The sequence below is a fragment of the Streptomyces sp. NBC_00162 genome (genome assembly GCF_024611995.1).
GTDB lineage: Bacteria > Actinomycetota > Actinomycetes > Streptomycetales > Streptomycetaceae > Streptomyces.
On record NZ_CP102509.1, the window covers coordinates 4,784,399 to 4,802,942 of the forward strand.

Here is an 18,544-nt window from a genome sequence, read left to right on the forward strand (position 1 = left end):
GTGGTGGGCGGGATGCCCGTATGGGACGACCTGGTGGGACAGGAGCGGGTCCAGAAGCAGCTCGCCGCCGCCGCCCGCGATGCCGACGCCCTGGTCACGGCGATCACGGACGGGACGGCGCCGCCCGCCGCGTCCAAGATGACCCACGCCTGGCTGTTCACCGGGCCGCCCGGCTCGGGGCGGTCCACCGCCGCCCGGGCCTTCGCGGCCGCCTTGCAGTGCACCAGCCCGGACCGCGCCCTCGGGGGCGAGCCGGGCTGCGGGTTCTGCGACGGCTGCCACACCACCGTGATCGGCACGCATTCGGACGTGGAGATCGTCCGGACCGATCTGCTGTCGATCGGTGTGAAGGAGACCCGCGAACTGGTGCGCCGGGCACAGCTCTCCCCGGCCGTGGGCCGCTGGCAGGTCATCGTCCTGGAGGATGCCGACCGGCTCACCGAGGGTGCGGGCAATGTGATCCTCAAGGCCGTGGAGGAGCCCGCACCGCGGACGGTGTGGCTGCTGTGCGCGCCCTCGCTGGAGGACGTGCTGCCCACGATCCGTTCCCGCTGCCGGCACCTGACCCTGCGCACCCCGCCGGTCCACGCCGTGGCCGAGGTGCTGGTCCGGCGCGACGGCATTGAGCCTTCCGTCGCCGCGGCCGCCGCCCGCGCGACCCAGGGGCACATCGGCCGGGCCCGCAGGCTCGCGACCGACGAGGCCGCCCGCTCCCGCCGCGCCACCGTGCTGAAGCTCCCGCTCCGCGTCGATGACGTGGGCGGCTGCCTCAAGGCGGCGCAGGAGCTGGTCGACGCCGCCGCCGAGGACGCCAAGCAGGTCGCGGAGGAGGTCGACACCAAGGAGACCGAGGAGCTGAGGGCCGCGCTCGGCGCCCAGGCGGGCGCTGGCAGCCGGATGCCCCGGGGCACGGCGGGTGTGATGAAGGAGCTGGAGGACCGGCAGAAGCGCCGCCGCACCCGGACCCAGCGCGACAGCCTGGACCTGGCGCTGACCGACCTCACCGGCTTCTACCGGGACGTGCTGGCCCTGCAGCTCGGCTCGTCCGTGGCCATCGCCAATGAGGAGATACGGCAGGACCTCGACCGGATCGCCCGCGCCTCGGGTCCCGAGCGGACCCTGCGCAGGATCGAGGCGATCATCGCCTGCCGGGAGGCCCTGGACCGCAATGTGGCCCCCCTGCTCGCGGTCGAGGCGATGACCATGTCCCTGCGCGCGGGCTGACCGGCCCAGGCGTCCACATCCGGTTGACCGGCTCACCCGTACGGGCGGACCGACCGCCTGAGCCGGGACGGGCCCCGTCGGAGCCCGGTCCGTGCCCCGCCCGGTACGGGCCGCGAAAGCCGCGGGGCCGCCCGGTGCGGGCCCGCGGCCTGCCCCCCGGCCACAGGACGTAGGCTCCGGGGATGGACACCAGGCGCCTGCTGCGTACCACCGGGACCGTGATCGCAGCCGCCGGGCTGCTGCTCGCCGGATGCACCTCCGGCGAGTCGGCGGAGCCCCGGGCGGCGGCGTCCTCCGCTCCGGCGGAGCCCCGGGCGGCCGCGTCCTCCGATCCGGCGGCGCTGCGCCCGTACTACGAGCAGAAGCTGAGCTGGCGCGACTGCGGTGTCCCCGGGTTCCAGTGCTCGACCATGAAGGCCCCGCTGGACTACGCGAACGCCGGCTCCGGCCAGGACGTCGACATCGCGGTGGCCCGCCGCCAGGCCACCGGTCCGGGCAAGCGGCTCGGTTCCCTGGTGGTCAACCCGGGCGGCCCGGGCGGATCCGGCATCGGATACCTCCAGGCGTACGCGGGGATCGGCTATCCCGCGCCCGTCCGCGCCCGGTACGACATGGTCTCCTTCGACCCGCGCGGGGTGGACCGCAGCAGCCCCGTCGAGTGCCTCACCGGCCCGGCGATGGACAAGTACACACAGGTGGACCAGACGCCGGACGACGCGGCCGAGCGGGCCCAGCTGGTGGCGGCCTTCAAGGAGTTCGCCGCCGGCTGCCAGGCGCGCTCGCAGCGGATCCTGCCGCACGTCTCGACCGTCGACGCGGCCCGCGACATGGACCTGCTGCGCGCGGTGCTCGGCGACGAGAAGCTCACGTACGTCGGCGCCTCTTACGGCACCTTCCTGGGGGCCACGTACGCGGATCTCTTCCCGAGCCGGGTCGGCCGGCTGGTCCTGGACGGCGCGATGGATCCCGCCCGCCCGGCGGTCGACCTGAACCGGGACCAGACGGCGGGCTTCGAGACGGCCTTCACCGCCTTCGCGAAGGACTGCGCGAAGCAGCCCGGCTGCCCGCTCGGCAAGGGCAGCCCGGACCAGGTGGCGGCGCGCCTCAAGGAGTTCCTCCGCAGGGTCGACGCCCAGCCCGTTCCGACCGGGGAGGCGGACCGCCCGCTGGGCGAGGCCCTCGCGACGACGGGGGTGATCGAGGCGATGTACGACGAGGGCGCCTGGCCGCAGCTGCGCGAGGCGCTGACGGCGGCGATGGACGGCGACGGGTCGTCCCTGCTTGCCCTCGCCGACAGCTACTACCAGCGCGAGCCGGACGGCAAGTACCCCAACCTGATGTTCGCGAACGCCGCCGTCAACTGCCTCGACCAGCCCCCGGCCTTCACCGGCCCGGATGCGGTCGAGTCCGCCCTGCCGTCCTTCGAGAAGGCCTCCCCGGTCTTCGGGGAGGGCTTCGCCTGGGCCTCGCTGAACTGCACGTACTGGCCGGCGAAGGCCACGGGCACGGCGAAGCCACTGACCGCGAAGGGCGCCGCGCCGATCCTGGTGGTCGGCACCACCCGCGACCCCGCGACCCCGTACAAGTGGGCCCAGGCCCTGGCGGGCCAGCTTGAGTCGGGCACCCTCCTCACGTACGACGGCGACGGCCACACCGCGTACGGCCGCGGCAGCGACTGCATCGACACCTCGATCAACCAGTACCTCCTGGAGGGCAAGGTCCCGGCGGACGGCAAGAAGTGCTGAAGCCGCTCCGCTCCCAGTGCCCGGCCCCTGTCGTCCCTCCCGGGCTGCGCATTTGTCCCAATATGTGATGTACCTCCCACCCCGCACAACGCGGTTCAGGGCACCCCTCGACACCCTGTAGACTTGGCGCCGCTGCTGATGAGAGCACCTCTTCGAGGGAATACTTGTCTGACCAGCGGTGCCGCCTTAGCTCAGTTGGCCAGAGCAACGCACTCGTAATGCGTAGGTCTCGGGTTCGAATCCCGAAGGCGGCTCTGTAGAAGCCCCAGGACTCACTCGCCGTGACCTGGGGCTTTTGCTATTTCCGGGTACGGAGGCCGGGCCCACCGGGCGAGGGAGGCCGCTCGGGGGCACCCGTCAGGCGTCCACCTCGCCGGCTCAGCCGAACTCCAGCAACTCCTTCGGCAGGTATTCGGACCCGACCTCGATCGGCCTGCCGGCGTCATGGGCCAGACCGGCGATGGCGAGCGGGCCGAGGGCGACCAGACCCTCACCGCTCCGGGACCGGGCCTCGATCGCGGCCCAGTACTCCTTGTGCCACGTGAGAGCCTCGGCCAACGCCTCGTTGAACAGCTAGCTCTCCTGGCTCAGATAGCGGTGGAAGAGATTGAGCGGCGGATACAGGATCTTCAGCATCAGCTCCTTGTCCGCGATCCCCACGTGCGCGGGGTCCGTGCCGTCGACAGCGCGGACCAAGGTGTCCCATGTCTCCTGCCTGCCGAGCCGAGCGAGGGTGAGCGTCAGGGCGCCGTAGCGGTCGTCCTCCGACGTCTCGAGCCCTGCCAGCGCTTCCCGGGCGCTCTCGGTGACCGGTGCCATGGCCTCGGCGGCGTTGTCCGTGCGGAACGCGTGGCGGGGGATCAGGTGGGGAACTTGCCGAGCCAGCCGCGCGTGAGGAGGTGCTTGGGGAGGTAGTCGGATTCGACTTCGATCGGGATTTCGCCGTCGTGGGCCAGGCAGGCGATGGCGAGGGGGCCGAGGGCGATGGTGCCGTCGATGTCGGCTTTCCGGTCCTCGTTCAGGGTCCAGTAGGCCTTGTGCAGCTTCAGTGCGTCTGCCAGGGCGGGGCTGAATCCTGCCTCGTCCTTGCGTACGAAGTGGTAGAAGAGGTTGATCGGCGGATAGAGCACGCCTTGCAGCAGGTCGCGTGGAGCGACCTGTACCACTTCGGGGTTCGAGGCCTCGATGGTGGCGATGAGCTTGTCCACGAGGCCCGGACGCTGCAGCCAGTAGGTCTGCAGGACATCCACCCAGTGGTAGACGTACTCGTCGTACTGCCCCTCCGGGGAACGCAGCCGATCCAGCGGAATCTCGCACAGCTGCGTCATGCGCGTCTGGTCACGGCAGATGACGGCCAGCCAGAATGCCGTCAGCCAATTTCCTGCATCGGCCGTCGGCAGGAGGCCCACCGCCGGAAGGGTTCGCAGCTTGCGGTTGATGCGGCACTCGACGGTTCCCTCGCTCACACCCGTCACGGCAAACAGGGCCGAACCCACCTGCATGGCGTTGACCGTGGCCTCCCACGTCTCCACAGCCGCCGCCCGCGGGTCGATGACACAGCGAGCGCGCAGAGCCAGAAGAGAGGAGTTGAACGCGAAATCGATCATGCCGGCTGACTCTTCGAGACTGTCGATTCGCCGGGCCACCCGCGTGCCGAGCCGCTCGGCAAACTGCTCGGCATCGGGGCCCTCCGGTATGGCGTGTCGGTGAACGCTTGCGGTCACGTGTCGAACTCTCCCACCCAGGAGCGGTCCAGGAGGCGGAGCGGAAGGTAGTCGGACTCGACCTCGTCCGTGCGGAATGCGTGGCGTGCGACGGCGGTGGTCATTTGGGTGTCTTCCGTGGGTTGTGGCGGCAGGTGTGTGCTGCCCGCGGGTTTGCGCGTTACGCGTCGAACTCGCCGCGCCAGGCGAAGTCGAGGAGGGCCTCGGGGAGGTAGTCGGTCTCGACCTCGACCGGGATGCCGTTGGCCTTGGCCAGGCAGGCGATCGCCAGCGGAGCGAGGGCCACGATCCCCAGGATGTTCTCGGTGCGGTCCTCGTCGGCGGTCCAGTACTCCTTGTGCCAGCGGACGGCGTCGGCCAGGGCGTCGTTGAAGCCGGCGGTGTCGTTGCGCAGGTAGCGGTAGAGCATCATGATCGGCGGGTACCGGAGCTTGGTCATCGTCTCCGCGTCGACGACGCGGGCGTGCTCGGGAGCGCTCAGGTCCACGGCGCGCACCAGGTGCGTGCGCAGGTCGTCACGGCGGAGCCAGAAGCTCTGGAGGGTCTCCACCCAGGCGTAGGTGTACTCGTCCAGGGCTCCGCCGAAGTCGCGCAGCAGAGACACCGGGATCCGGGCCAGCATGTCGAGGCGGGCTGCTTCACGGCAGATGATCGCGAGGTAGAAGGCGTTGAGCCAGGTGTTCGCGTTGAGGTAGGTCTGCGGCCCGGTGGTGGCGAGGTGGCGCTCCTCCTCGCGGATCTTGCAGGTGACCGTTTCCCGGTCAGGAGCGGCGGCGGCGAAGACGGCCGAGTGCACCTGCATGGCCAGCAGCCAGGACTCCCAGGTCTCCAGCATGACGGCACCGGGGTCCCCGACACAGCGGACGAATGCGACGTTCAGCGACCTCATGACTGCGCCCGACCTGGAGTTGTGCGAGGTCTCGAACTCCTCCAGCGAATAGGACAGCGACCCCTCCATGGCGGGAACCACCGCCGCCATCTCGTCCTTCTGATAGTCCTGGCGCGGCACGATCACGGACGCTGTCTCCTTTGTCATATCTTGAAGAATTCGAGGACGGCCCCAGCGTACTTACTGCCGCCGTCCGTGGCCTTCACCATGGCGTACTCCAGGTTTTTGCCGTCCAGGGCCCTCGTGAGCTCATCGGCAAGGGCCTGGTTCGTCCATACCTTGCCCGAGGCATCGGTCACCTTCAGATTCGGCCGGAGTTCCATCTCGGCGATGATGGTCCGCAGGTACGGCTCGGTGCCCTGCTTCACCATGAAGCCTTCGGCCGGACCGACGCCCTTGCGCCAGAGGAGGCCGGAAGAGGGCGCCTTCGCCTCGATGATCATCAGCTTGCCATCCGGACGACGGTACAGCTGGTCGAACATGTTGGCGCCGTTGGGCGTCTTCGGCAGCGGCTGCTCCACCGAACCGGGGAACTTCTCCGGGACCACGTGCAGCCGCGCCGCGTCCTCGCCCAGGCGCTCCGAGAACGAGGTGTTGTTGGAGGTGTTCTCGCCCCACCGCGGGGTCATGCGCGTGTCGAAACGCTCCTGCGCTTTCGCCAGATCGTCCAGCGTATCGGCGGTGGGCGAGGCCTTGTGCGCGCGCTCGGCGTTGGCGAGTTCCACCGAGGCCTTGCGGTCCTTGGCGACGTCGTCGAGGTGGTCGATCGCGGGATGGGCCTCGTCGCGGACGAATGGATCACGGCCGAACTTGGTCTCGGAGCCGAGGGACGGAAGGCTGTTCTTGGAGATCCAGGCCCCGTCGCTGTCCTTGGCCAGGATCGGCAGCTCGACGCCGTCGATCTTGGTGTGGATGCTGTGACGGTGCCCGTCCGACCGGTAGTACTGGTCGAACCAGCTCTTGTCGGGGTCGTTCGCCCTCTGTATGAACTCGTCCTGCTTGGCCTTGACCTGCTCGGGCGTCATCTGCTGCCCGGAACCGGGGTGCGTCGGCTGGCCGTCGTGACCACCCGCCGGGGTCGTCCCGTCACCCGCCCGGGCCGCGTCGTCACCGAAGCCCGGGATGTCGTCGAAGCCGCCGGGTCCGTGGCCGCCCAGCGGGCTGTGGGTGCCGCCTCCGCCGGGGCCGTCCGGGTGGGTGGCGCCTGAGCCCGGGCCGTCCGGGTGGGTGCCGGCTGTGGACGGGGTGTCCGGGTGGGAGCCGCCGGTGGGCTGGTTCAGGTCGTTGCGCGGCATGTTGTCCGGGGCGTGGCCGCCGGGGGTGTGGTCGCCTGCGCGGCCCGTCGGGGTGTTGTCGAAGCCGCCCGTACCGTGCGCGCCGTTGTCCATCGCGTGGACCGGGTCGGAGATGTTGCTGCCGAGGTGGATGTCGCCGCCGCCACGGCCGGCGACGCCGACGAGTTCGCGCTCCGGGACCTTGGCCGTGGCCGGGGAGTCCGTCTTCGGGGCGTCGACGCGTGGGGTGTCCGCGCCTGCGCCCGGGGTCTTCTCGGGCGGGGATTCCTCGCCGCGCTGGAAGAGGCTGCCGTCTTCCTTGTACAGGTTGCCGGCACCGTCGACGTACTTCGCCGGGGTGTCGTCGAAGGGCAGCTTGACCGTGCCCGGCGGCAGGGTGGCGGTGCCCTCGGGGAGCTTGATGTTGCCGTCCGGGAGCTTGATCGCGCCGTCCGGGATCGCCGTGCCGTTGGGGAGGTGGATCGCCCCGTCGGGCAGCATCACGGCGCCGTCGGGCAGGGCCACCGCGCCGTCCAGGTTGATGTTCGGCGCCTCGATCTTGCCCATGCCCTTCAGGCTGGCCATGACATCGCCGATCTTCGAGATGCCCGCGCCGGCGCCCTTGAACATGTACGTCATCGGGTCGATCGCCCGGCCGGCCTTGCCCGCGAAGGACAGCGCCTTCGCGACCGCGCCCGCCTTGCCGGCGCCCGAGGCCGCGCCGCCCGCGCCGCCGGTGAAGACCGTGGTCAGGACGTTGAAGGTGACAGCACCGGCAGCCCGGGACGGGTTGGAACCCCACTGGTCCCAGGCCAGGAGTGCCTTGCCGGTCTCCTTCATCGCGTTGCGCGACTCGCGCAGATAGGAGGGCAGCTTGTCGTCCGGGATCGCCATGAAGAGCGGGCCCACACCCGGCATCATCGCGATACCCAGACCGGTGCCCAGCTTGGCCAGACCCGTCCACGACTGCTTGAACGTGTCCCAGCCCTGAAGTCCGACGAGGCCGCCCAATCCCTTGAGGGTGCCCCACACGCCGTCGACGATCACGCCCTTGCCGAACTCCCAGGCGTGCTCCCACACCTGCCACGCGGGGATGGACTCCTCCACCGCGTCACCCCAGGGCAGGGACTTGGACTGCTTCAACGCCTCCGCGTCGTAGCCGTACATGTCCTTGGCGTTGGAGCCGTCGTTCACCTTCAGTGGCGCGCCGCCGACCAGGGCGACGATCTTCGCGTAGGCGGCCCGTTCCACTTCCTGGAACTGGGTCCACACCTCGGCGATCTCGTTGCGGCGATCGAGGTTCTCGTCGATCAGATCGCCGTCCTCACGCCACTTCTCGTCCTTGTCCGTCTTCTCGCGGAACGTTTCCGCTTCCCTCTTGAGGTTCTCGAGCTTCTTGATGATGGGTGCGGCATCGCGGGAGTACGTGCCGAGGGCGCCGGCGATCGTGCACATGTCGGAGCTGAGCTTCAGCCCGAGGTCGGAGACCGGCTTCGTCGTCGCGAAGAGCTGGTCGGCTTCCGGTGCCTGGTAGAAGGCCTGGATCCCGCCGAAGCTGGTGTGGACGTCCGACGCCTTCGTCGAGACGGCGGCCCCGCCCGAGGAGATCGCCTTCACCTTCTCGTCGAGGGTCGGCAGATGGCCCGTGAAGACCGGCACCTCAGCCGGGTCGACCGGCGCGTTCCCGCTCACTTCTTGGCCCCCGTCTTCTCACGCAGGAATTCGAGGTTCACGGACTTGGCCGCGTCCTGCGCTTCCTTGGCCTGGTCGAGATCGCCTTCCAGGTACTCGTTCGTCGCCGTCACCGCGCCGAGGATGCACGCCTCGATCCGCTCGGCCATCGACTTGAACTCCGGCTTGCGGACCGTCAGGTACTCGCCGAGCGCGGCCGCGACCGGGCCCAGCGCCTTCTGTGGCGCCAGGTAAGCCGAGCCGGGGGCCGGGCCCGCGCCGGGGGCCAAGGGGCCCTGCGGGCTCATCCCCGACTGCGAGCCGGGTACGGCGGTCCCCGCGGCCTGGGCCGCCTCCGACATGGCGGTGAGCAGGGCGTTCAGGGCCGTCTCGAGCTCGCCGGCGTTCGTGCCGACGGTCTTCAACTGGCCCTGCACACCCTGCGGCTTAATGTCCCACGACGTCATCAACGACCCCCCGTACAACCAACCAACTGTCCTACGTCACCGGCTTGTTCAGCCGATCTTGTCGACCGCGGCCCTCGCCCGCTGAAGCGTCTGCTGCGCCGTCACGTCGTTCTTCTCCAGCGTCGTGTTCAGCAGCTGGATGATGTTCTTGACCTCCTGCGAGGCGTTCTTCCACCGCAGCTCCTTGGCGTGGTAGTCATCCGCCACACCATCCGCCGCGAAGTCCGTCATCGCCGCCGCCACCTGCGCCTCACGCGCCGCGATCACCTGCTCCAGCTGACCGATGATCGCCTTGATACCGCCCTGCACCTCCGTCGAGGCACCCAGGTCATACGCCCGACGATCCGTCCCACTCGCCATCACAACCACACTCCCCGCGAAGACAACTCAAAAGACCCAGAAGAAGACGAGCAGGGCTCAGCGGCCACGGAAACGGGCGCCGTCGAAGTTCGCCGCGCCCTGCTGCTGCCGCGCGTTCTCACCCTGCTCCTGGTCACCCGACCCGAACGCCTGCTCCATCCCCGACTGACCACCGAGAATCGCCGCCAGCGAAGCGTTCAGCTCCTTCGCGATCCCGTCCGCACGCAGCTTGAACGAGTCGAACGCCACCTTGCCCTGCCCCTGGAACTTGCCCTCCAGCGGCTGCGCCGCAGCCACCAGCTGCTTGATCAGCGACCCGAGATCCGTATTCGAATTACGCGACCCGGACATCAGGTTCGACAGAACCTGCGCCCCCATGTCGAACTTCATCCCAATCCCCCGCACTCTCGAACGCTCTTACGTTTGCCCAGTTTCCATCAACTCACATCGCTGCTGCAACCAGCAACGAGCCACCTGTGACCCACCCATGACAAACCACCAGGGGTCTTCACGCGCCCTTCAGATGCCTGACCAGCTGCTCGAAGACGCTCCAGCCCGACAGGTCCGACGGGTCCCCCGGCAGCGGGTAGTAGTAGGCGGGGCGGGTCTTCGGCCCCAGCCGCACCGGCTGCTGCGCCAGCGGCGTGCGCCGGGCCCGGTCGTCCGGCATCCCCCGGACCTCCTCCGCACCCAGGACGAAGGCCAGCGGTACGCCCGGCCCCTCGAAGCGCGGCGGCACCAGCAGGTCGCGGCGTGCTTTGCGGAGCTGTACGAGCATGGACTGGAGGTGGTGGCGCGTAACGAGCGCTTCCGCGGTGCGCTGAAGCGCGTCCAGCGGCAGTTCCTCCCCGGCGCCGTAGCCGAGCGCCAGCGTCACGTCCTCCTCGACGCCCGCCTTCGTACGGCTGACCCGCACCGTGGCCAGGCCGGGCCGGCCGGGGCTGCCCACCACCACGAACCACGTCGGCTCGGGGGCCCGCGAGAACGCCACATCGGTCAGCCGGCCGGGGGACCAGGGCAGGTTGGCCGGTTCGGCCGTCCCCCACCCCGCCGGGGGCTCGCCGGTCAGCTCGCGCCACACCGTCTCCAGGGCCCCGCCGAGGACCAGCCGGTCGTCCGCGGGGTGGATGGTGCGGAAGGTGACGGCCAGCTGCCGCTCGGCCGTGTTCACGGCCTCCTTGTAGGTGGCGGCGACCTGGGTCCGCGGGTCGTCCTCGGTGGCGTCCTCGGACACCACGGTGGCGAACATGCCCTCCTGCCAGCGCAGCACCGCGCCCGAGAGGCCGTCGTAATAGCCCTCCCGCTCGTCCTGCACGACCCACCGCGACGGCCACTCCGGCATGTTCGCAAGTACCGCCGGGGACAGCATCGTCCCGGGCGGGGTGACGACCTGCAGGCCCCGCTCGGCGGCCGCGGCGGCCCGGAAGGCGTCGGAGAGCCATGCCGTCATGGCGACGACCGGGCGGTCCATGATGACCACGGCGACGCTGTGGGTCAGCACGTCGACGGCGGGCTGCGCGGCGGCCGGCGTCGGCGCGACGCTGACCCCGTCCGTCTGCACCACGCCCAGGTTGTGCGCCGCCTCCGGCGGCCAGGCGGTCCCGCCTGCCAGGGTGGTGAGGCGGGCCGCGAAAGTCCCCGCGAGGCGCTCGGCGTCCGGGACGCCGGTGGTGGCGCGGGCCTCCGTCCACCAGTACGGAACCCGGGGCGGGGTGGCGCCGAGCAGCCGCTCGGCTTCCCCCTCGACCTGCACCAGCAGCGGCGCCTCGACCGAGACCAGCGGCCGCCCCTGCTCGTCGCAGAGCTGTACGACCGCCCCCTCGCCCGTCGTGTTCACCAGCTTGTCCGGGCCCCCGGAGAGGAGGCCAGTGAGCACCGCCCACGGGTCGGGCATCTTCGGGGTGAGGGCTATGACGTCCTTGGTCATGAGGTCGTACGGTCCTTCGCAGTCCGATATACGGGGGACGGGGCGGGGGCAGGGGTGGTCGCGGGAGCGGGGGCAGGAGCGGTCGCGGGGCGCTATTCGGGCGTGTACACGGTCTGGATCAGGCGGTTGGACTGACCCCGGCGGATGAGCACACCGCGGCCGGCGGGCTGCTGGGAGGCGTACACCCCCGGGAACAGCTGGCCCTCGCCCCGGTCGCCCGCCATGACGACCGCCGAGGCCCCCGATTCGCGCAGGCCCTGCACCAGCGGCTCGTACATCCCGCGCGAGGCGCCCGCGACGCGGCGCGTCAGGACGAAGTGCAGCCCGATGTCCGCCGCCGACGGGATGTACGGGACGAACGGGGCGAGCGGCGTCTGCCCCGCGGTGGTGAGCACGTCGTAGTCGTCGACGAGGACCACGATCCGCGGTCCGCCGCCCCAGCTGCCCGGCTCCAGGTCCTCCAGGGGGGCGCTGTCGTCGGGCATGCGCCGTTCCAGCTCGGTGGCGATGCCCGCGGCCAGCCCGGCGCACATCTTGGCGTTGTAGGCGTAGCCGCCGTTGAACTCCTCCGGGACCACACCGCGCAGGCTGCGCCGCGGGTCCATGATGGCGAAGACCAGCTCGTCCTCGCCGTAGCGGTCGATGAGACCGCCGGCGATCGTCTTCAGCAGGTTCGTCTTGCCGCACTCGCTGTCGCCCATGACCAGCAGGTGCTGGTCGTGCTGGAACAGGTCGAGGAGTACGGGCGCCAGCGCGGTCTGGTCCAGGCCGATCGGCACCCGCTTGGGCTCGGAGACCGGGCCCGGCAGCAGGTGCGGCTCCAGCAGGTGCGGCAGCACCCGTACCGGCTGGGCGGCGTCGCCGCTCCAGGTGGCGCGGATCGTACGGGCCGTGCGCTCCAGCACCGCGCCGAGCTCGGAGGTCTCGCGGAGGCCGTCCGTACGGGGCAGCGCCACCTGCGCGAAGAGCTTGCCGTCGGTGAGGACGCGGCCGGGCTCGTCGGGCGACAGGGTCTCGGCGAGCTTGCGCTCGATGCTGGACTCGCCGGGGTCGTTGAGGCGCAGCTCGACGCGGGTGCCGAAGTTCGACTGGGTGGCGATGCGCACGTCGTTCCAGCGGAGCATGCCCGCGACGATGTGGATGCCGTAGCCGCCGCCGCGCTTGAGGATGTCGACGACGGCGTCGTCGAGCTCCTCGAAGTCGTCGCGCAGCGCGCCGAAGCCGTCGATGACGAGGACGATCTCGGCGGAGGCCAGCTGGGGCAGCCGGCCGCTCGCGTGCAGGGTGCGCAGCTGCTCGACGGAGTCGATGCCGTGCTCGCGGAAGAGGTCCTCGCGCAGGGCGAGCATGGTGCGTATCTCTTCGACGGTTCGGGCGGCGCGCTCGCGGTCGGCGCGCCCCGCGATCCCGCCGACGTGCGGCAGGCCGGACAGGGCCTGGAGGCCGCCGCCGACCAGGTCGAGGCCGTAGACGCCGACCTCTTGCGGGGTGTGGGTCAGCGCGAGCGAGAGGACCAGGGTGCGCAGCAGGGTGGTCTTGCCGGACTGCGGGCCGCCGATGACGGCGGCGTGCCCGCCCGCGACGGTGAGGTCGAGGTACCACTCGCCCTGCCACTGCTTCGTCGGGTCGTCGAGCAGGCCGAGCGGCACGGTGAGCCGTCCGCGCCGCTTGGAGAGCTGCATTCCGCGCGCGCCCACGTCGAGGGGGCCGGCGACCGTGTCCAGGGAGATCGCGTCCGGCAGCGGGGGCAGCCAGATGCGGCGCACCGGAGCGGCGGCGTTCTCCAGCTGTTCGACGATGACGCCCATCTCGGTCGGCCCGGTCTCGCGGCGCCGTGCGGAGGGCTCCTGACCGCCCGTGCTCTCCGGCTTGGACAGGGTGTTGAAGGCCTCGTACTCCAGGGCGAGGGGGCCGGTGTCCTCGTCCTCGGCCCGCTGTACGGGGCCGCGGTAGGCGCCGGAGACGTAGCTGGCCTTGAACCGCTCGTAGTGGCTGGTGTCGACCTTGAGATAGCCGAAGCCGGGCAGCGGCGGGAGGTGGAAGGCGTCCGTGGTGTCCAGGACCGTACGGGACTCGTCGGCGGAGAAGGTGCGCAGGCCCAGCCGGTAGGAGAGGTACGTGTCCAGGCCCTTGAGCTTGCCGCCCTCGATGCGCTGGCTGGACAGCAGCAGGTGCACGCCGATGGAGCGGCCGATGCGGCCGATGGACAGGAACAGGTCGATGAAGTCGGGCTTGGCGGTGAGGAGTTCACCGAACTCGTCGATGACGACGAACAGGTGCGGGAGCGGGTCCAGGTCGGGCCGGCGTTCGGCGCGCAGCGCGGCGTAGTCACCGATGTCGGCGATGTTGCCCGCGTCCTTGAGGACCTGCTGGCGGCGCTTGACCTCGCCGGCGAGCGAGGCGTGGACGCGCTCGACGAGACCGGCCTGGTTCTCCAGGTTGGTGATGACTCCGGCGACGTGCGGCAGGTCCGCGAACGGCGCGAAGGTGGCGCCGCCCTTGTAGTCGACGAGGACCAGGGCGAGGTCCTCCGGCGGGTGCGTGGCCACCAGGGCGAGGACGAGGGTGCGCAGCAGCTCGGACTTTCCGGAACCGGTGGCGCCGACGCACAGGCCGTGCGGGCCCATGCCCAGCTCGGAGGATTCCTTCAGGTCCAGCAGCACGGGCTCGCGGGAGTCGCTGATGCCGATGGGCACGCGCAGGAAGGCGCGTTCGCCGCGCGGGGCCCACATGCTCGGCAGGTCGAGGCGGGCCACGTCGTCGATGCCGAGCAGGTCGGCGAAGTCGACGGGCCCGGACAGCGGGGCGTCGATGAGGGACTCGGCGGACAGGCGCAGCGGGGCGAGCATCCGGGCCAGGCCCTCGGCGAAGGGGATGCCGACCTCGTCCACGGTGCCGTGGGCGCTGATGGGCTCGTCCTGGCGCAGGTCCTCGATGAGCACCTGGTCGCCGTCGACGGTGATCCGTACGCCGACGTGTCCCGGCTCCTGGACCCGCTGTTCGAGCAGGTGGAGGACGGTGACGCCCATCTCGCGCAGGCCGACCGCGTCGTCGGGGCGCGGCAGTTCGACGGCGTCCTCACCGTGTCCGTCGGTCACGACGAGCAGCCGGGACGACATGGCCAGGGCGTCCTTGCCGGACAGTCCGCGGCGCACTTCGGCGGCGTAGGAGGCGCGGCGGCGCAGTTCCGGGCCGACCTGGCGGGCGAGCTGGGCCGCGGAGGGGGCGATGCGGCGGGCGGCGACGGGGCCGTCGAGCTGCTCGGTGTCGAGCAGGTGCGGCATCCACTTGGCCCACTCCCAGTCCGGGAGCCGGTCGCCGGGCACGGCCAGCGCGATCGCCACGTCGTCGGGGGCGTGCAGGGCGGCGGCCTGGACCAGCAGGGCGCGTGCGACGCGCAGGCAGTCCTCGCGGGGGCCGATGACGCTGATGTTGCCGACGCGGTCGAGCGGGACGGTGAGCGGGAGTTCGGTGCCGTTGCGGAAGCGGGCCGTCAGCGCCGACGCCTCGTTGAGCATGAACTGGTCGGGCGGGGTGAGGACGGAGGATCCCTGCTGGCCGATCTGCAGATCCCGTACGGGCATCTCCCCGGTGCCGACGCGCACGCGCAGGAAGTCGCCGTCGATGCGGCGGCGCTCCCACAGCCGGGCCGGGTCGCGGACGATGTCGTACAGGGCGTGCGGCGACGGGTTGAGCACGTCCGCGTGCTCGCCGCGTTCGCGCTCCTCGCCCGCGAGTTCCTCGCGCAGGTCCTCCAGGTAGGCGAGGTAGGCCTCGCGCTGGGTGCGGCGGGTGCGCTGGGCCTTGCCGCGCTGCGAGAAGACGAGCGCGAGGGAGCCGATGATGGTGACGACGAGGATCAGCGCGCCGAGCCCGGCGAACTGGCTGTTGCGGACGACCGTCATCATCACGACGGACGACATGACCCCGGCCACGGGCAGCAGCGACATCGCGATGTTGCCCGCCTTGCCCTCGGGGAGGTTGGGCGGGGCCTCGATGGTGCGTGCGGCGGGGGTCGCCGGGGGCCTGATGGTCCGCGCCGGGCGGTGGATCAGTCGGGTACTCATCGTCAGTGGCGCTTCTGGGAGAGCTGGAAGACGTCCGCGGCGAGCCGGGCGGCGGTCTGCCTGGTCGAGTGGGCGAGCAGTTCGGTACGGATGTGGCCGCCGTCCGCCAGGTGGCGGTCGTACGGCAGGACGTGGACGCTCGGCCCGGCGGCCTGCAGGGTGCGGACCGCCTCGGCGAGGTCGATTCCCGACTGGGGCGCCTGCTCGGTGAGCACGACGACGGTGCTCGCCATCACGTGCGGCGGCAAGCCCTGCATCCACTGGAGGACCGCGTACGTGCTGGCGACGCCGTCCAGGGTGGCGGGGGTGGTCAGGACGCGGGCCTGGGAGGCGGAGAGCGCGACGCGGGCGACCTCGGCGGGCAGCGTCTCGCAGTCGACGACGGTCACCCCGAAGTAGCGGCGGAGCGCGACCATGGCCCGCTCGTAGGACCGGGTGTCGAGCATCGCGCCGATCTGGCCCTGGCTGCCGGGCAGCAGCCAGGCGTTGTCGCGGAGCTGGACCAGGTAGCCGGTGATGTCGAGCAGCGACATCTGGGGCTCGACGATGTCCGCGACGTCGCCGGTGGTCCAGCGCAGGGTCTCGGCGCCGAGCCGGATCGGCAGCGAACCGAGGGCCGGGTCGGCCTCGACGAAGAGGACGGGGTCCTGCCGGTAGTGCGCGTACGTGGTGCCGAGCAGGGCCGCGACCGTGGACTTGCCGGCGCCGCCGCGGATGGAGGTGACGGCTATCTGGCGGCCGGTGGTCACGGGCTGCTGGAGCAGCTCGGCGGCGCGGGTGGCCTCGGCCACCTCGCGGGCGGCGGACGAGGAAACGGTCCTGCGTACGGCGCGCACGGCGCGGGTGGTGAAGGGCTCACCGTGCCGCGGCTTGCGGCCCGCCCCGGCGAGGTTCTTGTCCACCGCGGGCCGGGACTCGGGCGCACGGGCTCCCTGCCCGCGCCCTCCGGAGGCGTACGCGGCCTGCGGCTGCGGCTGGGCCTGCGGCTGGGGGTAGCCCTGGGGCACGCCCGCGGCCGGGGCGGCCGGCGCTCCGGCCGGGCCCTGGTGCGGGTACCCGTACGCGGGATCCGCGGCGCCCGCGGCGGGGGCCTGCGCGCCGGGACCCGGCATCGGCTGCGGGCCGCCCGGACCCTGGGCCGAAGGCTGCGCTCCGCCCCTGAGGTCGCGCAGGACATCGCCCTGCCAGTTGTCTCCGTTAGGCATGTCTGCCCCTGCCCCTCTTCCTCAGAACTTGTTGAGCAGCTGCCCGTACACGCCGAACACCCCGACGGCGAGCGGGAAGAGTCCCACCATGCCCACCGATTCGATGAGGTCGGCCGTGCGCCGCAGCCGGACCTGGACGTGCTCCGGCGGCTGTACCGCGAGGACGAGCAGCGGCAGCAGCGCCGCCGCGCCCAGCACGGCCAGCGGTGCGGCGCCCCCGCCGTGCCCGGTCCACAGCATCACGAGGCGTACGACGAGCAGCGCCGAGGCGGTGATCAGCGCCACGACCTCGGCGACCAGCGGGAAGGCCCGCGCCCTGGACAGGAGCACCACGGCGACGAGCGCCGGCAGTGCCACCGTCCACACGGAGGGCTTCTCGGCCAGGGTCAGCAGCCAGCCGGCGGCCGCCGCCGAGATCGCCGTGGCGATCGTCGCGAGCGCGAGCCCGCGGTGCGTGGCGGCGAGCGCGTTGCCCACCTCGTGGCGGCTGACGGAGGCGCCGCCCGAGCGGCGGTCGTCGAGCGCGGTGAGCCCCGAGGCCATCAGGGCGAGCCGCGGCAGCATGCCGAGCAGCACCACGGAGAAGAGGACCATGACCGCGCCGAGCCGGGCCGGGTCGCCCTGGACGGCGGCGACGGCCTCCCACAGGGCGGTGATCACGGTGGTGGCCACGGCGCCGATGAGCCCGCCGCGGCCGAGCGGCGAGAAGTAGCCGAGCAGTACCAGTGTCAGGACGAGCGCGCCGGCGACGGCGGCGAGCCGCGCGATGCCCGACCAGTGGTAGGCGTCCGCGGCGGTCCACGCGGTGAGGACGCCCAGCCCGCCCGAGGCGAGCAGCAGGGCCGTGGCCAGGCCTCGGTTGCCCTGCCCGATGCGGGAGATGAGGGCGCCGGCCGCCATCAGGACGAGCGTGACGGCGGTCAGGGCGCCGGCCAGCGATTCGAGCGCGAACTCGCGGCGGGCGAGCAGCGCGGCGGTCACCATGAAGGCGACGGTCGCCACGCCCGCGCTGCCCCGCCGGGCGGCGGGACGCCAGCGCCAGGCCTGCAGATCGAGGTCGTCGGCCACCAGGTCGGTGACGTCGTGGACCACGGGGGCCGGCGGAGCGGAGTGGCTTCGGACGAGGCGCAGGACGGCACCGTCGGCTATCCCGGCCGACGAGAGCGTGCTGTCGTGCGGCAGCGCGGAGCCGTCCGTCGTGATCAGCTGACGGGTCAACGGGCGCGATGCGGCCCGGTCGTCGAGCAGCTGCAATATGTCCGGGAGCAGCTGCCCGATCGGGGTGTCGGAGGGCAGGACCATGTCGGCCCGGCGCCGCTCGCCGACCAGGGTCACCCGGCTCAGTTGCGCCCGGGAAGTCGTTGCTGTGCTCACCACTTACGGGAACCTATCATCGCGGGATTGCGACCTTTCGGGGCAAGGGGGGACATGGCGCTGCTGCCGGACTGTGAACTCTCCCGGATCTGCACGCCTCTGCTTCTTCCTCTACGACTGCGTCGGCTTGGGCGACTTGGCCGTGTGCGAGGGCGTGGGCTGTGAAGTCTTGGGCGATTTCGGCGGCTTCGACGGGGACGGGCTCGCCGCACCGGACGGCTGCTGCGACTTCGACGGCTGCCCCAGCGGCGGCAGCTGGCTCTGCTGTTGCTGTTGCTGCTTCTGCTGTTGCTCGGCCTTCTGCTTCGCGAGCGTGTGCTGGACGAAGGACCACCCGATGCAACCGGCGCACAGGACGGCCGCGATGGCGATCCCCGCGAACAGCTTTCCGAGCCGCTCGTCCGCCGTGCGCCGCGCCCGCTGTGCGCCGAAGAGCAGGGCGTCCCTCATCCTGCGGCGGCGTACCGCCACCGATTCCAGAAGCTGGCTGTCGTAGTCCCGTGCCATCCGTCGTCCGTTGCCTCAGTCTCGGCTCGTCGAGCGCCAACCACCGCTCCGGGGCGCGGCAGCTGCGCGTGCGCCATACGAAGTCCCCCGTGTTTTGCCTCTGCAACATA

General features: G+C 71.3%; 15 protein-coding genes and 1 tRNA gene. 3 read left to right on the forward strand and 13 right to left on the reverse strand.

Annotation, left to right across the window (positions count from 1 at the left end; translation table 11 throughout):
• The first annotated feature begins 12 nt into the window (after nucleotides 1-12).
• The 3 genes from JIW86_RS22330 (at nucleotide 13) to JIW86_RS22340 (ending at nucleotide 3,223) form a co-directional block, all read left to right on the forward strand.
• Complete coding sequence (locus JIW86_RS22330) at nucleotides 13-1,224, forward strand: DNA polymerase III subunit delta' (RefSeq protein WP_215149384.1); 1,212 nt, start codon at nucleotides 13-15, stop codon at nucleotides 1,222-1,224.
• Nucleotides 1,225-1,406: 182 nt separating this feature from the next.
• Nucleotides 1,407-2,969, forward strand: coding sequence for an alpha/beta hydrolase (locus tag JIW86_RS22335; protein ID WP_257555625.1), 1,563 nt, complete (start codon nucleotides 1,407-1,409; stop codon nucleotides 2,967-2,969).
• Nucleotides 2,970-3,149: 180 nt separating this feature from the next.
• Nucleotides 3,150-3,223 (forward strand) — tRNA-Thr (locus tag JIW86_RS22340).
• Nucleotides 3,224-3,347: 124 nt separating this feature from the next.
• Here the strand turns inward: JIW86_RS22340 and JIW86_RS22345 are convergent.
• The 13 genes from JIW86_RS22345 to JIW86_RS22405 form a co-directional block, all read right to left on the reverse strand.
• Nucleotides 3,348-3,527: an immunity 49 family protein gene (locus tag JIW86_RS22345; RefSeq protein ID WP_257555626.1), complete on the reverse strand. Its 180-nt coding sequence runs from the start codon at nucleotides 3,525-3,527 to the stop codon at nucleotides 3,348-3,350.
• 15 nt (nucleotides 3,528-3,542) lie between these two features.
• Entirely contained in the window at nucleotides 3,543-3,788 is a 246-nt protein-coding gene (locus tag JIW86_RS22350) for a hypothetical protein (RefSeq protein ID WP_257555627.1), read from the reverse strand.
• Between the two features lie 41 nt (nucleotides 3,789-3,829).
• Nucleotides 3,830-4,693 (reverse strand): immunity 49 family protein, encoded by an 864-nt coding sequence (locus JIW86_RS22355; RefSeq protein ID WP_257555628.1) that lies wholly within the window; start codon nucleotides 4,691-4,693, stop codon nucleotides 3,830-3,832.
• Between the two features lie 160 nt (nucleotides 4,694-4,853).
• A complete protein-coding gene (locus JIW86_RS22360) occupies nucleotides 4,854-5,708 on the reverse strand; it encodes an immunity 49 family protein (RefSeq protein ID WP_257555629.1) in 855 nt (284 codons plus the stop codon).
• A gap of 17 nt (nucleotides 5,709-5,725) precedes the next feature.
• Nucleotides 5,726-8,548 carry a hypothetical protein gene (locus JIW86_RS22365; protein ID WP_257555630.1) on the reverse strand — a complete coding sequence of 941 codons (2,823 nt, stop codon included), beginning with the start codon at nucleotides 8,546-8,548 and terminating at the stop codon, nucleotides 5,726-5,728.
• Nucleotides 8,545-8,994 carry a DUF6507 family protein gene (locus tag JIW86_RS22370; protein ID WP_257555631.1) on the reverse strand — a complete coding sequence of 150 codons (450 nt, stop codon included), beginning with the start codon at nucleotides 8,992-8,994 and terminating at the stop codon, nucleotides 8,545-8,547. Before JIW86_RS22370 ends, JIW86_RS22365 begins: the two co-directional genes overlap by 4 nt.
• 48 nt (nucleotides 8,995-9,042) lie before the next feature.
• Nucleotides 9,043-9,354, reverse strand: coding sequence for a pore-forming ESAT-6 family protein (locus JIW86_RS22375; protein ID WP_257554457.1), 312 nt, complete (start codon nucleotides 9,352-9,354; stop codon nucleotides 9,043-9,045).
• A gap of 57 nt (nucleotides 9,355-9,411) precedes the next feature.
• The gene (locus JIW86_RS22380) at nucleotides 9,412-9,744 is read right to left on the reverse strand and encodes a hypothetical protein (RefSeq protein WP_257554458.1); all 333 of its coding nucleotides are present in this window, start codon (nucleotides 9,742-9,744) and stop codon (nucleotides 9,412-9,414) included.
• A 118-nt stretch (nucleotides 9,745-9,862) separates the two neighbouring features.
• Nucleotides 9,863-11,281 (reverse strand): DUF6177 family protein, encoded by a 1,419-nt coding sequence (locus tag JIW86_RS22385; protein WP_257555632.1) that lies wholly within the window; start codon nucleotides 11,279-11,281, stop codon nucleotides 9,863-9,865.
• Nucleotides 11,282-11,373: 92 nt separating this feature from the next.
• Complete coding sequence (gene eccCa, locus JIW86_RS22390) at nucleotides 11,374-15,348, reverse strand: type VII secretion protein EccCa (RefSeq protein ID WP_257555633.1); 3,975 nt, start codon at nucleotides 15,346-15,348, stop codon at nucleotides 11,374-11,376.
• A 2-nt stretch (nucleotides 15,349-15,350) separates the two neighbouring features.
• Nucleotides 15,351-16,553, reverse strand: coding sequence for a MinD/ParA family ATP-binding protein (locus JIW86_RS22395; protein ID WP_257555634.1), 1,203 nt, complete (start codon nucleotides 16,551-16,553; stop codon nucleotides 15,351-15,353).
• A gap of 21 nt (nucleotides 16,554-16,574) precedes the next feature.
• Nucleotides 16,575-17,930 (reverse strand): type VII secretion integral membrane protein EccD, encoded by a 1,356-nt coding sequence (eccD, locus tag JIW86_RS22400; RefSeq protein WP_215141645.1) that lies wholly within the window; start codon nucleotides 17,928-17,930, stop codon nucleotides 16,575-16,577.
• A 108-nt stretch (nucleotides 17,931-18,038) separates the two neighbouring features.
• Nucleotides 18,039-18,434 carry a hypothetical protein gene (locus tag JIW86_RS22405; RefSeq protein ID WP_257555635.1) on the reverse strand — a complete coding sequence of 132 codons (396 nt, stop codon included), beginning with the start codon at nucleotides 18,432-18,434 and terminating at the stop codon, nucleotides 18,039-18,041.
• Between the last annotated feature and the right edge of the window lie 110 nt (nucleotides 18,435-18,544).

Coding starts and splice junctions, on each gene's coding strand:
- JIW86_RS22335 (WP_257555625.1), top strand. CDS start 1,407: ATGGACACCAGGCGCCTGCTGCGTACCACCGGGACCGTGATCGCAGCC.
- JIW86_RS22330 (WP_215149384.1), top strand. CDS start 13: ATGCCCGTATGGGACGACCTGGTGGGACAGGAGCGGGTCCAGAAGCAG.
- JIW86_RS22405 (WP_257555635.1), bottom strand. CDS start 18,434: ATGGCACGGGACTACGACAGCCAGCTTCTGGAATCGGTGGCGGTACGC.
- JIW86_RS22350 (WP_257555627.1), bottom strand. CDS start 3,788: ATGGCACCGGTCACCGAGAGCGCCCGGGAAGCGCTGGCAGGGCTCGAG.
- JIW86_RS22375 (WP_257554457.1), bottom strand. CDS start 9,354: ATGGCGAGTGGGACGGATCGTCGGGCGTATGACCTGGGTGCCTCGACG.
- JIW86_RS22370 (WP_257555631.1), bottom strand. CDS start 8,994: ATGACGTCGTGGGACATTAAGCCGCAGGGTGTGCAGGGCCAGTTGAAG.
- JIW86_RS22385 (WP_257555632.1), bottom strand. CDS start 11,281: ATGACCAAGGACGTCATAGCCCTCACCCCGAAGATGCCCGACCCGTGG.
- JIW86_RS22395 (WP_257555634.1), bottom strand. CDS start 16,553: ATGCCTAACGGAGACAACTGGCAGGGCGATGTCCTGCGCGACCTCAGG.
- eccCa (WP_257555633.1), bottom strand. CDS start 15,348: ATGAGTACCCGACTGATCCACCGCCCGGCGCGGACCATCAGGCCCCCG.
- JIW86_RS22380 (WP_257554458.1), bottom strand. CDS start 9,744: ATGAAGTTCGACATGGGGGCGCAGGTTCTGTCGAACCTGATGTCCGGG.